At 46.6% G+C, this 13,192-nt stretch carries 8 protein-coding genes, 4 tRNA genes and 3 rRNA genes; 1 reads left to right on the top strand and 14 read right to left on the bottom strand.

Translation table 11 applies throughout. The features are described from left to right. Positions 1 to 255: 255 nt before the first annotated feature. The 12 genes from tsaD to LCD34_RS13270 form a co-directional block, all read right to left on the bottom strand. Entirely contained in the window at positions 256 to 1,284 is a 1,029-nt protein-coding gene (gene tsaD / locus LCD34_RS13325) for a tRNA (adenosine(37)-N6)-threonylcarbamoyltransferase complex transferase subunit TsaD (protein ID WP_224559280.1), read from the bottom strand. Beyond that, a complete protein-coding gene (gene rimI, locus LCD34_RS13320) occupies positions 1,277 to 1,705 on the bottom strand; it encodes a ribosomal protein S18-alanine N-acetyltransferase (RefSeq protein ID WP_008344382.1) in 429 nt (142 codons plus the stop codon). Before rimI ends, tsaD begins: the two co-directional genes overlap by 8 nt. Before the next feature lie 25 nt (positions 1,706 to 1,730). After that, positions 1,731 to 2,420, bottom strand: coding sequence for a tRNA (adenosine(37)-N6)-threonylcarbamoyltransferase complex dimerization subunit type 1 TsaB (tsaB, locus tag LCD34_RS13315; protein ID WP_057078389.1), 690 nt, complete (start codon positions 2,418 to 2,420; stop codon positions 1,731 to 1,733). Then, positions 2,401 to 2,877 carry a tRNA (adenosine(37)-N6)-threonylcarbamoyltransferase complex ATPase subunit type 1 TsaE gene (gene tsaE / locus LCD34_RS13310; protein ID WP_007496038.1) on the bottom strand — a complete coding sequence of 159 codons (477 nt, stop codon included), beginning with the start codon at positions 2,875 to 2,877 and terminating at the stop codon, positions 2,401 to 2,403. Before tsaE ends, tsaB begins: the two co-directional genes overlap by 20 nt. A gap of 12 nt (positions 2,878 to 2,889) precedes the next feature. Beyond that, on the bottom strand, positions 2,890 to 3,867 hold the full coding sequence (gene thiL, locus LCD34_RS13305; protein WP_057078390.1) for a thiamine-phosphate kinase: 978 nt from the start codon (positions 3,865 to 3,867) through the stop codon (positions 2,890 to 2,892). A gap of 278 nt (positions 3,868 to 4,145) precedes the next feature. After that, positions 4,146 to 4,222, bottom strand: a tRNA-Asp gene (locus tag LCD34_RS13300). A 49-nt stretch (positions 4,223 to 4,271) separates the two neighbouring features. Beyond that, positions 4,272 to 4,348: transfer RNA gene (locus LCD34_RS13295), tRNA-Met, on the bottom strand. A 17-nt stretch (positions 4,349 to 4,365) separates the two neighbouring features. Next, positions 4,366 to 4,481 (bottom strand): 5S ribosomal RNA (rrf, locus tag LCD34_RS13290). 61 nt (positions 4,482 to 4,542) lie between these two features. Beyond that, positions 4,543 to 7,473: ribosomal RNA gene (locus tag LCD34_RS13285) — 23S ribosomal RNA — on the bottom strand. Between the two features lie 182 nt (positions 7,474 to 7,655). Beyond that, positions 7,656 to 9,204, bottom strand: a 16S ribosomal RNA gene (locus LCD34_RS13280). Together the 16S, 23S and 5S rRNA genes with 4 tRNA genes alongside form the textbook arrangement of a ribosomal RNA operon. A 134-nt stretch (positions 9,205 to 9,338) precedes the next feature. Beyond that, positions 9,339 to 9,412, bottom strand: a tRNA-Gly gene (locus LCD34_RS13275). Positions 9,413 to 9,427: 15 nt separating this feature from the next. Next, positions 9,428 to 9,504: transfer RNA gene (locus LCD34_RS13270), tRNA-Arg, on the bottom strand. 369 nt (positions 9,505 to 9,873) lie between these two features. Here LCD34_RS13270 and gltP point away from each other — a divergent pair. Beyond that, positions 9,874 to 11,124, top strand: coding sequence for a glutamate-aspartate/proton symporter GltP (gene gltP / locus LCD34_RS13265; RefSeq protein WP_024719154.1), 1,251 nt, complete (start codon positions 9,874 to 9,876; stop codon positions 11,122 to 11,124). A 38-nt stretch (positions 11,125 to 11,162) separates the two neighbouring features. Here gltP and LCD34_RS13260 read toward each other — a convergent pair whose 3' ends face one another. Together LCD34_RS13260 and LCD34_RS13255 are read right to left on the bottom strand one after the other, a co-directional pair. Then, on the bottom strand, positions 11,163 to 12,182 hold the full coding sequence (locus LCD34_RS13260) for a S66 peptidase family protein (RefSeq protein ID WP_224559278.1): 1,020 nt from the start codon (positions 12,180 to 12,182) through the stop codon (positions 11,163 to 11,165). A gap of 79 nt (positions 12,183 to 12,261) precedes the next feature. Then, positions 12,262 to 13,137 carry a DMT family transporter gene (locus tag LCD34_RS13255; protein ID WP_017366695.1) on the bottom strand — a complete coding sequence of 292 codons (876 nt, stop codon included), beginning with the start codon at positions 13,135 to 13,137 and terminating at the stop codon, positions 12,262 to 12,264. Positions 13,138 to 13,192: the final 55 nt, after the last annotated feature.

Below are 13,192 nucleotides of genomic sequence, written 5' to 3'. Positions count from 1 at the left end.
GAATAAATCGCTTTCATTTCAAGAGAAAAAACTCCTGTATATCCACAGGAGTTCCAAATTGTTGACAAAGGATTAAAATGAACTTTATTTTAGTCCTTTGTCTTCTTTTCAGCGTGATAGAAAACCTTTGCAGTCTAGGAAGGACGAGTACTGGCGCGGAGCGAATTTGATAGTCGTGAGCACCAGCACGCAGGACTGACACCGAATGCGAGGGTTTGTCTACACGCTGAAACTCCTGTATATCCACAGGAGTTCTTATTTATAGGAGACAAGCGGCAGTCCAGGTTGACCGTTCATTGCCATGTCGCCTCTTATTCCCTTTTCAAATGCAATGGTTCCCGCAGCAGCAATCATGGCTGCATTGTCTGTACAAAGAGACAATGGCGGAATCATGACATTCACTTCAGGTAGCTTCGCAAATGCTGAAGTAAGGGCTTCTCTAAGACCTTTATTGGCAGCAACCCCGCCAGCTAGAACGACTTGTTTCACACCATACGATTCAGCCGCTTTTAATGTCTTTCCAACCAGCACCTCAATCACGCTTTCTTGGAAACTTGCAGCCAAATCCTCTGGCGCAATGGTTTCACCCTTTTGAGACGCATTGTGTAATGTGTTGATGACCGCTGATTTTAAACCGCTAAAGCTAAAATGATAGGATCCTTCTTCAAGCCATGCTCGAGGAAGCCTAATCGTTGGCTCCCCTTCATGTGCCAATCGATCAATGTGAGGTCCCCCTGGATATGGCAGACCCATTGTCCGAGCTACTTTGTCATACGCTTCTCCAGCCGCATCATCCAACGTTTCACCAATAACCTCAAAAGACCCATGCTCTTTCATCAAAACAAGCTCAGTATGCCCACCAGAGACGACTAGAGCTAAACAAGGAAACACCAGTTCACCAACGAGCTGGTTCGCATAAATGTGTCCAGCAATATGATGAACACCTACAAGCGGAATTTGATGTGCGAAACTCAGTGCTTTGGCTGCATTAACACCTATCAAAAGTGCACCAACTAAGCCCGGTCCTTCTGTCACAGCAATGGCGTCTAAATCCTGAAAGGTCATATTGGCCTGCGTCATGACTTCTTCTAATACGATCGTCATTTGTTCCACATGATGCCTTGAAGCGATTTCTGGTACCACGCCGCCAAATCGTTTATGGCTTTCTATTTGTGAGGCGACAACATTCGCTACGATCTCTTTCCCATTTTTCACAATGGACGCAGCTGTTTCGTCACAGCTTGTTTCTATACCTAATATGAATCGATCTTTTTTTTCACTCATTTATCTTCACCCACATGACTAATGCATCTTCCCCGTTATCCGTATAATAATTCTTTCGAATAGAAGCTGGTTTAAAACCTAGCTTTTCATAAAGGGATTGTGCTGGCGTATTTGATACCCGCACTTCTAGTGAAAGATGATCTGTCTTTTTTTCTTTGCAAAATTCCATGACATATCGAAGCAGCGCTTCCCCGTATCCTTTTCCCCGGTGCTCAGGGAGAATCGCAATATTCGTAATTTGTGCATCATCCATGACAATCCAAACGCCGCAATATCCAACAGGCTGACCATCTTCTTCAATGAGGAAATAATGGCTGTATTGGTTATGGAGAATTTCATAGACAAACGACTCTTTCTTCCAAGGCGCTGTAAACGAATGCACTTCAATCGTATATACCTCTGGGATGTCCTCTACTGTCATTCTTCGCATCTCTACTGTGTTGAGATTATTTTTGTCCTTCAAGCCATTTCACTTCCGCTTCTGCCAAACGAATATAATTAGGAACAAGCTGATGGACATCTTCAGCAGGGCGGTCTGCCCCCAAAAATGCGAGCACTGAAGGTCTTGGGTTGTGAAATGCCTCGTCTGCTAAAACGGCGGTTTCTCCAAGTGTGGAGAGTATATTCTCTTGATGAAGATGCACATCATGTCCAAGAAATAAAACAGGGTTCCCTTCCTTTTTCAGCTCTTGAAGCCAATCAGTGAGCAGGATATTTTGATCAGGTTTCACTTCTTTTATCTTTCCACCTTCAAATGTATATAACCCTGTATAAACTTGTCCTCTTCTTGCATCAAATATAGGAGAAATCATTCCATCAAAATATCGAGCATTTGCCGCCAGCGTTTCTAAACTTGAAACAGCAGCTATCGGGATAGACAGCGTCCAAGCAAGTGTTTTTGCAATGGTCACACCGATTCTAACGCCAGTGTAAGAACCGGGTCCTTTGGCTACAACAATTTTGCTTAATTCGCTCGGTGCTACGCCGCATTCTTTCATCAGTGCTTCAACTGTCGGCATTGCACGTACTGAATGATTCTTCTTTAAGTACGTAATACTTTCCCCAACCACAGTGTCATCACGGACAAGAGCTATTCCGAGTGTATGGTTTGACGTATCAATTGCCAGTATGGTCAATGTCTTTCATCTCCTTACAAAGGGCCTCATAACGCTCCCCTTTTGCATAAAACGTGAGATGACGTTCTTCTTCACGTTCTGTTCTCAGCATTTCAATTTTTAAATACGATGAAGGCAATTGAGGTTCAATGAGATGTGCCCATTCAACCAAACACACACCTTCCCCCTCAAAATATTCGCCCAGTCCAATATCTTCTTCCGCATCTTCCATACGATACACATCCATATGATAAAGTGGCAGTCTGCCATCCGTATATTCTTTAATAATTGTAAAAGTAGGGCTGTTGACGATACGGGTAATACCTAAGCCTTCTGCAAAACCTTTTGAAAAAGTCGTTTTACCTGCGCCTAAGTCTCCTTCTAATGTTAAGACATCGCCAGGCATCACAAGTGTAGCCAAGGCAGCAGCAATTCGTTTCGTCTCATCCGCACCTTTTGTTGTCCACGTTAACTTCATGGTGGAGTCACCTCATTTCTTAAAATGATTATATCCTTTTTTCATTAAAATTGTTTGTTGATCATGGTCTTTTAAAATAACGCTGGACGCTCGGTCATCTTTGACTTGTCCAATACGCGTGACCTGAATGTGTTCTTTTTTACATTGCGTCTCAAATCGCTTCCAATCCGTTTCAGGGATCGTACCAGTTAAGACAAAATCCTCTCCACCGAACAAGACCCATTCAAGCCACTCTTTATGTAACAACGGTAGATGTGGATGTTTTGGAAGCTGAGCAGCTTCAATTTCAATCGTCACACGACTGGCTTCCGCTATTTCGTTTAACTCACTCGCTAATCCGTCACTCACATCATTCAAGGTCACCCGGGGGAAGCTTGAACAAATAAGGCCAGCAGCAATATGCGGCTGCGGCATTTTGTGTCGCTCTAGAAAAAAAGCAGTGTCAATCGAATGTGCAGCATTTACTTCATTCATTAAAAGGGATAGCCCAGCAGCTGATGAACCTAGTTCACCTGTGACAAAGACAACGTCTCCTGTCTGAGCACTATGACGGTAACAGGCTGTTCCCTTTGGAATCTCACCAATGACCGTTACTGTGATGACAAAGTCACTGCGGGTGGCTACTGTATCTCCACCGATTAAATCCATATGATATGTGTCAGCCAATGCTTTCATTCCCTCGTAAAATGATGCGACAATTGCTTCATCCCCATGAGGCGGGATCGCGATTGATACAAGATAATACTTAGGGATTCCTCCCATGGCTGCGATATCACTGATATTCACTGCCAGCGCTTTAAATCCAACCTCAAAGGGTGTGGAAAAATCAAATCGAAAATGGACATGCTCTACCATTGTATCAACACAAACGACCTCTTCACAATGTGAATGAGGTTGATAAACACTAGCATCATCACCGATGCCCATGACCAAAGAACGCTGATGCGTTTCTTTTGGTGTAATTCGGCGAATAAGATCAAATTCATCCATAAAAGACAGCCCCTTCATACAATCAACTGATTGAGCAAACATGATGTCAGACACAGTTAGTATTAGTGTAGCGAATATGAGCCTCGGTTCCAACTAAAAATGATATAAAGAAAGCCTGGTATAAAAAAACCAGGCGTTGTTTGTTGAAGTCATGATCTTTTCTTATCACATTTAGTGTAGCCAAACACAAGGAGTTTCATTGCATCTAGGATACTTATTGAAAGAAAAAGACATAAAAAAAAACGAAACTATACGTTTTCGTTTACAAGTTATAAAAATGGCGGTCCGGACGGGACTCGAACCCGCGACCTCCTGCGTGACAGGCAGGCATTCTAACCAACTGAACTACCGGACCATTTTGGCTGTACTCAATGAGTACTCCCTATTTAATAGGTAAAATAATTTGGTTGCGGGGGCAGGATTTGAACCTGCGACCTTCGGGTTATGAGCCCGACGAGCTACCGAACTGCTCCACCCCGCGACGATATAAAATAACAAGCTTGGCGGCGTCCTACTCTCACAGGGGGAAACCCCCAACTACCATCGGCGCTGAAGAGCTTAACTTCCGTGTTCGGTATGGGAACGGGTGTGACCTCTTCGCTATCGCCACCAAACCTGATGGAGAGAATGTTCTCTCAAAACTAGATAACAATGTTCATTTTTCACATTAGAATATAGGTTAAGTCCTCGATCTATTAGTATCTGTCAGCTCCACGTGTCACCACGCTTCCACCTCAGACCTATCAACCTGATCATCTTTCAGGGATCTTACTTCCTTGCGGAATGGGAAATCTCATCTTGAGGGGGGCTTCATGCTTAGATGCTTTCAGCACTTATCCCGTCCGCACATAGCTACCCAGCGATGCCCTTGGCAGAACAACTGGTACACCAGCGGTGCGTCCATCCCGGTCCTCTCGTACTAAGGACAGCTCCTCTCAAATTTCCTGCGCCCGCGACGGATAGGGACCGAACTGTCTCACGACGTTCTGAACCCAGCTCGCGTACCGCTTTAATGGGCGAACAGCCCAACCCTTGGGACCGACTACAGCCCCAGGATGCGATGAGCCGACATCGAGGTGCCAAACCTCCCCGTCGATGTGGACTCTTGGGGGAGATAAGCCTGTTATCCCCGGGGTAGCTTTTATCCGTTGAGCGATGGCCCTTCCATGCGGAACCACCGGATCACTAAGCCCGACTTTCGTCCCTGCTCGACTTGTAGGTCTCGCAGTCAAGCTCCCTTGTGCCTTTACACTCTGCGAATGATTTCCAACCATTCTGAGGGAACCTTTGGGCGCCTCCGTTACATTTTAGGAGGCGACCGCCCCAGTCAAACTGCCCACCTGACACTGTCTCCCTGCCCGATAAGGGCAGCGGGTTAGAAGGTCAATACAGCCAGGGTAGTATCCCACCGATGCCTCCACCGAAGCTAGCGCTCCGGTTTCCAAGGCTCCTACCTATCCTGTACAAGCTGTACCAACATTCAATATCAGGCTGCAGTAAAGCTCCACGGGGTCTTTCCGTCCTGTCGCGGGTAACCTGCATCTTCACAGGTACTATAATTTCACCGAGTCTCTCGTTGAGACAGTGCCCAGATCGTTGCGCCTTTCGTGCGGGTCGGAACTTACCCGACAAGGAATTTCGCTACCTTAGGACCGTTATAGTTACGGCCGCCGTTTACTGGGGCTTCAATTCGCACCTTCGCTTACGCTAAGCGCTCCTCTTAACCTTCCAGCACCGGGCAGGCGTCAGCCCCTATACTTCGCCTTACGGCTTCGCAGAGACCTGTGTTTTTGCTAAACAGTCGCCTGGGCCTATTCACTGCGGCTTCTCGGGGCTTTAACACCCTAAGAAGCACCCCTTCTCCCGAAGTTACGGGGTCATTTTGCCGAGTTCCTTAACGAGAGTTCTCTCGATCACCTTAGGATTCTCTCCTCGCCTACCTGTGTCGGTTTGCGGTACGGGCACCTCTCACCTCGCTAGAGGCTTTTCTTGGCAGTGTGGAATCAGGAACTTCGCTACTAAATTTCGCTCGCCATCACAGCTCAGCCTTCACGGGAAACGGATTTGCCTATTTCCCAGCCTAACTGCTTGGACGCGGATATCCAATACCGCGCTTACCCTATCCTCCTGCGTCCCCCCATTGCTCAAATGGTGAGGAGGTGGTACAGGAATATCAACCTGTTGTCCATCGCCTACGCCTTTCGGCCTCGGCTTAGGTCCCGACTAACCCTGAGCGGACGAGCCTTCCTCAGGAAACCTTAGGCATTCGGTGGACGGGATTCTCACCCGTCTTTCGCTACTCATACCGGCATTCTCACTTCTAAGCGCTCCACCAGTCCTTCCGGTCTGACTTCACTGCACTTAGAACGCTCTCCTACCACTGTTCGTAAGAACAGTCCGCAGCTTCGGTGATACGTTTAGCCCCGGTACATTTTCGGCGCAGAGTCACTCGACCAGTGAGCTATTACGCACTCTTTAAATGGTGGCTGCTTCTAAGCCAACATCCTGGTTGTCTAAGCAACTCCACATCCTTTTCCACTTAACGTATACTTTGGGACCTTAGCTGGCGGTCTGGGCTGTTTCCCTTTCGACTACGGATCTTATCACTCGCAGTCTGACTCCCAAGGATAAGTCATCGGCATTCGGAGTTTGACTGAATTCGGTAACCCGGTAGGGGCCCCTAGTCCAATCAGTGCTCTACCTCCGAGACTCTTACCTTGAGGCTAGCCCTAAAGCTATTTCGGAGAGAACCAGCTATCTCCAGGTTCGATTGGCATTTCACCCCTACCCACACCTCATCCCCGCACTTTTCAACGTGCGTGGGTTCGGGCCTCCATTCAGTGTTACCTGAACTTCACCCTGGACATGGGTAGATCACCTGGTTTCGGGTCTACGACCACGTACTCATGCGCCCTATTCAGACTCGCTTTCGCTGCGGCTCCGCATCTTCTGCTTAACCTTGCACGGGATCGTAACTCGCCGGTTCATTCTACAAAAGGCACGCCATCACCCGTTAACGGGCTCTGACTACTTGTAGGCACACGGTTTCAGGATCTATTTCACTCCCCTTCCGGGGTGCTTTTCACCTTTCCCTCACGGTACTGGTTCACTATCGGTCACTAGGGAGTATTTAGCCTTGGGAGATGGTCCTCCCGGATTCCGACGGAATTTCACGTGTTCCGCCGTACTCAGGATCCACTCTGGAGAGAACAACATTTCAGTTACAGGGCTGTTACCTTCTTTGGCGGGCCTTTCCAGACCTCTTCGCTTATATCGTTCCTTTGTAACTCCGTATAGAGTGTCCTACAACCCCAAGAGGCAAGCCTCTTGGTTTGGGCTGTTCCCGTTTCGCTCGCCGCTACTCAGGGAATCGCATTTGCTTTCTCTTCCTCCGGGTACTTAGATGTTTCAGTTCCCCGGGTATGCCTTCTCATACTCTATGTATTCAAGTATGGATACTACTCCATTACGAGCAGTGGGTTTCCCCATTCGGAAATCTCCGGATCAAAGCTTGCTTACAGCTCCCCGAAGCATATCGGTGTTCGTCCCGTCCTTCATCGGCTCCTAGTGCCAAGGCATCCACCGTGCGCCCTTTCTAACTTAACCATTTCTTACTTTAGAAAGAATCACTATGTGTGATGAACTTTGCATTGCATTCAATGTGAATGTATTACTTATTGTTATCTAGTTTTCAAAGAACAATCCTGTCTCGCTAGAGACATATTTTGAAGGAATGATCCTTCAAAACTAAACAAGACGAAAACGTACGCTGCTCCATATATCCTTAGAAAGGAGGTGATCCAGCCGCACCTTCCGATACGGCTACCTTGTTACGACTTCACCCCAATCATCTGCCCCACCTTCGGCGGCTGGCTCCATAAAGGTTACCTCACCGACTTCGGGTGTTGCAAACTCTCGTGGTGTGACGGGCGGTGTGTACAAGGCCCGGGAACGTATTCACCGCGGCATGCTGATCCGCGATTACTAGCGATTCCAGCTTCACGCAGTCGAGTTGCAGACTGCGATCCGAACTGAGAACAGATTTGTGGGATTGGCTAAACCTTGCGGTCTCGCAGCCCTTTGTTCTGTCCATTGTAGCACGTGTGTAGCCCAGGTCATAAGGGGCATGATGATTTGACGTCATCCCCACCTTCCTCCGGTTTGTCACCGGCAGTCACCTTAGAGTGCCCAACTGAATGCTGGCAACTAAGATCAAGGGTTGCGCTCGTTGCGGGACTTAACCCAACATCTCACGACACGAGCTGACGACAACCATGCACCACCTGTCACTCTGTCCCCGAAGGGAAAGCCCTATCTCTAGGGGTGTCAGAGGATGTCAAGACCTGGTAAGGTTCTTCGCGTTGCTTCGAATTAAACCACATGCTCCACCGCTTGTGCGGGCCCCCGTCAATTCCTTTGAGTTTCAGTCTTGCGACCGTACTCCCCAGGCGGAGTGCTTAATGCGTTAGCTGCAGCACTAAGGGGCGGAAACCCCCTAACACTTAGCACTCATCGTTTACGGCGTGGACTACCAGGGTATCTAATCCTGTTCGCTCCCCACGCTTTCGCTCCTCAGCGTCAGTTACAGACCAGAGAGTCGCCTTCGCCACTGGTGTTCCTCCACATCTCTACGCATTTCACCGCTACACGTGGAATTCCACTCTCCTCTTCTGCACTCAAGTTTCCCAGTTTCCAATGACCCTCCCCGGTTGAGCCGGGGGCTTTCACATCAGACTTAAGAAACCGCCTGCGAGCCCTTTACGCCCAATAATTCCGGACAACGCTTGCCACCTACGTATTACCGCGGCTGCTGGCACGTAGTTAGCCGTGGCTTTCTGGTTAGGTACCGTCAAGGTGCAAGCAGTTACTCTTGCACTTGTTCTTCCCTAACAACAGAGCTTTACGATCCGAAAACCTTCATCACTCACGCGGCGTTGCTCCGTCAGACTTTCGTCCATTGCGGAAGATTCCCTACTGCTGCCTCCCGTAGGAGTCTGGGCCGTGTCTCAGTCCCAGTGTGGCCGATCACCCTCTCAGGTCGGCTACGCATCGTCGCCTTGGTGAGCCGTTACCTCACCAACTAGCTAATGCGCCGCGGGTCCATCTGTAAGTGACAGCCGAAACCGTCTTTCATCCTTGAACCATGCGGTTCAAGGAACTATCCGGTATTAGCTCCGGTTTCCCGGAGTTATCCCAGTCTTACAGGCAGGTTACCCACGTGTTACTCACCCGTCCGCCGCTAACATCCGGGAGCAAGCTCCCTTCTGTCCGCTCGACTTGCATGTATTAGGCACGCCGCCAGCGTTCGTCCTGAGCCAGGATCAAACTCTCCGAAAAAGTACAAAACCGAAGTTTTGTTTTTCGTCAGCGTTTGACTGACTACCTATGAAGTATCATAGGATTTTTTTATAAAAACTCGAATTAACAGGTACGTTTTGTCTTGTTTAGTTTTCAAAGATCATTTTTTTAAATGGAGCGGGTGATGAGAATCGAACTCACGACATCAGCTTGGAAGGCTGAGGTTTTACCACTAAACTACACCCGCGTGGTTAAATGTTATTGGCGCGCCCGAGAGGAGTCGAACCCCTAACCTTTTGATCCGTAGTCAAACGCTCTATCCAATTGAGCTACGGGCGCTTAATCAGGCGACTTAATTATCTTAACATATCGTTTTTATTAAGTCAACATCTTTTTGAAGTTAGTTTGTCGTATCTGTCTGAGCATCAGTGTTTCAGATGCGTCATCAGCGACGAATAAAAATATACCATGGATCATACAAAAGGGTCAATACATTTTTCTAAAAAAGTTTAATGTTTTTTAAGAAGTGCTCTTTTGTTAGATAAATAGAGTTTCAATCGCCCTATTTTCATTTCTTTCTTCATAATTCTAATGATTCTTAAATAAAATCTTTCTAAATCCAAAGGAGGACAAAACATGGTCACCTAGAATTTTTATTTATTGGAAAATTCTTAATATTTTCCATGCATTTAAAGGAGGTAGGAGATGATGAAAAAGTTTGTCGCTTTTCAAATCATGATCGCTTTGGTGATAGGAGCTCTTATCGGCCACTTCTTCCCTGATTTCGGAATGGCACTGCGGCCCATTGGGGATGGCTTTATCCGATTGATTAAAATGATTGTAGTCCCTATTGTTTTCTCTACGATTGTCATCGGCGCAGCTGGCAGCGGTGGAATGAAGAAAATGGGCAGTCTCGGATTAAAGACAATCATTTGGTTTGAGGTCATTACGACCATCGTTCTTGGAATCGGGCTTTTATTGGCCAACGTGTTAAAGCCAGGCGTCGGACTCGATTTCTCTCAATTAGCTAAGAAAGATATTGGGGAACTCGATGGTTATACTCAAAAGGTCGTCGATTTTAAACAGATGGTTTTAGATATCATTCCAACCAATATCATCGATGTCATGGCTCAGAATGATTTACTAGCAGTGATTTTCTTTGCTATTTTATTCGGTGTAGCCGCAAGCGGCATTGGGAAAGCTTCCGCTCCTGTCCTTACCTTCTTTGAATCAGTAGCACAAATTATGTTTAAGCTCACACAAATGGTCATGGTGACAGCTCCTATTGGAGTTTTAGCATTAATGGCAGCTTCTGTCGGACAATACGGCATTGTTTTACTCATTCCTATGATGAAACTTGTTGGCACTGTCTTCTTAGGATTGTTTATTATTCTATTTGTTTTGTTCCCTCTTGTCGCACTGATCTTCCGTTTTAACTACTTCGAAGTGTTGAAAATGATTTGGGATTTGTTTTTGGTTGCCTTTTCTACTACAAGTACAGAAACTGTTCTTCCACAGCTCATGTCACGGATGGAGAAATACGGCTGTCCGAAAAGAATTGTTTCCTTCGTCATCCCGTCAGGTCTTTCTCTTAATTGCGATGGTTCAAGTTTATATTTATCGGTTTCCTGTGTGTTTCTTGCACAAGCGTTTGGTGTCGATATGAGTTTATCACAGCAGCTCCTCATGATGCTTGTCCTTGTTTTAACAAGTAAAGGCATTGCAGCTGTCCCGTCTGGCTCACTTGTCGTTCTTTTGGCAACAGCTCATGCAGTAGGTCTGCCAGCAGAAGGTGTCGCTATTATCGCCGGTGTTGATCGGATTATGGATATGGCTCGAACAGGCGTGAATGTTCCTGGACATGCGGTTGCCTGTATTGTCGTTTCTAAATGGGAAAAAGTATTCCGAGAGTCTGCATGGGAAGTTCCAAAAGCAGGCGAAGAAACAAAAGGAATGTAATGTTTTTTATGAAGGAAAGGGGTCCCCCTTTTCTTTTTTCATGGCAAAAATGTCTGCTTCAGCACGGCTTTACCTTCTTGCTGCAACTGCACCTCCGCATATGCTCCGTTAATGAGGGTCATTTGAGGCGGTACGTGTCCACAATCAATATCGTAAACAATCGGTATGTGTAATTCCTTATACAATTCTTCATATAGATCCGTATATTCATATCCTTCCACAGGAGTGTCCACTGCACTCCTGCCAAACATGATGCCAGAGCAATGATCAAACCAGCCTGCTAGTTTTAATTGAACAAGAGACCTCTTCATGCTCGCAGCATTTAATTCACAGTTTTCAAAATACCATAGAATGGGTTCACCTTTCAGGTATGTTTCTTGAAAAGCTTTGACATCTCCAAAAGGCGTGCCAGCTAAGTGCCGGATCACATCAATACAGCCACCCATCAGTCTTCCCTTCATCGTCGTCTCTAAGTGATCAACAGTACGCCATGCGGTTGGTTCGGTTAAATGAAAGACATGTATACTTGGATGGTCATACTGCCATTCCTTTTGATACATATCAGAAGAAAATTGAGTAACGTCCTTTTTCTCTGGAGTGGAAAGTATTTGTTCCCACATAGCCGTCACCTGATCAAGCTCTTCCCCCTGAAGATCCACAAGGTTCGGTCCATGCGCTGTCGCAATGCCTGTGTTTAATGTCAAAGCTAATAGAAGGAGACTTGTATCTGAGTAACCAAGAATCCACTTTTTTTGCATCACTGAGAAATCAAGATGCTCTAACACTTCAATAAGCAGCTGTCCGCCCCATGGCGGGATGATGTGGTCAATCTCATGACAAGTCATCATCCGCTGTAACTCATTTGCTCGCTTGATTGCAGGGGCTGATTTCGCTTTTTCCTGCTGCCATACTGTCTCTCCACATATGACTTCATAGCCTCTTTTTTTCATCCGATCGCAAGACAGTTGAAACATCTCATGCAAAGAGGGTTGCACACCTGAGGACGGTGCTGTCACCCCAATCGTTTGTCCTTTTTGCAAAAATGGATACTGGATCATCCTGCTCACCTCCACCTTCTATGAATCTCTCATCTATTCATTGTAAAGAAAATTCCCCTTCTTCAAGGGGAATCTCATCTTACTCTCTCTGACGCAGGACAGTATATACACCTGCGAAAATACACAAAATCCCAACAAACGAACGTAAGCCCATCTCTTCACCTAGAAGCAGCCATCCAAGGACCGTACCAACGATTGGTTGAAAGAAGAAAAACAGACCACCGCTTGAAGCGTCCATCAGTTGAAGCCCTCTATTCCACAAAAAGAAAGCAAGGGCCGTTGAGATGATACCTAGATACAGAATGCCGCCCCATATTTCCGGTCTTGCCATTTGCTGCACATCAAGATGAGGCAAACGAAACAAGACAGGTGGTGTTAATACGATAAAGGCCACAATGATCGCATATGTTGTCGTCACTACTTGAGGATACTTTCCTGGTACTCGTTTCAAAAGAACAGACATCAGCGCCCATGTTAATGCAGCGATCATCAGCGAAAGACCGCCAACAAACTCATCCGTTTGAACAGCGACAGGCCCAATCATCGTCAGTACACCTACTGTAGCAAGCAGAATGGAGACACACTTTCTCACTGTGAATGATTCTTTTAATAGAAAGAAAGCGAAAAGCACCATAAAAGCAGGTGTGGCCGATGTGATGACGGCACCCATTTGTGCAGACGTATACATTGTGCCAATTTCTTGGGTCACGATCGATAGAAAGTTGCCAATCAATCCAATCGACACAATCAGCGGGATATCCTTTTTGTCTAACCGAAAAGAGTAGCCCAAACGCCAAATCGTGAACACAAGAACGACTCCAGCTACTGCATATCTCATCCAGACGAGCTCAAGTGGCGGGACAACCGCAACTGTTACTTTGACCACTACATACATACCGCCCCAAATACTAGCAGCTAACGCTAAGTAGAGGGCTCCTATATATTTTCCATTCATTTTTTCCCCTCCGTTACTGGATATATTCACTGCGATATCCACAAACGGAGATCAC

It is taken from the genome of Bacillus sp. RAR_M1_44, assembly GCF_020165935.1.
GTDB classification, from domain to species: domain Bacteria; phylum Bacillota; class Bacilli; order Bacillales; family Bacillaceae; genus Bacillus; species Bacillus altitudinis.
Note: the sequence above shows the minus strand (reverse complement) of the source record. Positions and strands in the feature narration are given on the sequence as shown.

Bases quoted from the DNA above. Each gene is read 5' to 3' on its own strand.
- tsaD (WP_224559280.1), bottom strand. From the start codon at position 1,284: ATGAGTGAAAAAAAAGATCGATTCATATTAGGTATAGAAACAAGCTGT.
- rimI (WP_008344382.1), bottom strand. From the start codon at position 1,705: ATGACAGTAGAGGACATCCCAGAGGTATATACGATTGAAGTGCATTCG.
- tsaE (WP_007496038.1), bottom strand. From the start codon at position 2,877: ATGAAGTTAACGTGGACAACAAAAGGTGCGGATGAGACGAAACGAATT.
- thiL (WP_057078390.1), bottom strand. From the start codon at position 3,867: ATGGATGAATTTGATCTTATTCGCCGAATTACACCAAAAGAAACGCAT.
- gltP (WP_024719154.1), top strand. From the start codon at position 9,874: ATGAAAAAGTTTGTCGCTTTTCAAATCATGATCGCTTTGGTGATAGGA.
- LCD34_RS13260 (WP_224559278.1), bottom strand. From the start codon at position 12,182: ATGATCCAGTATCCATTTTTGCAAAAAGGACAAACGATTGGGGTGACA.
- LCD34_RS13255 (WP_017366695.1), bottom strand. From the start codon at position 13,137: ATGAATGGAAAATATATAGGAGCCCTCTACTTAGCGTTAGCTGCTAGT.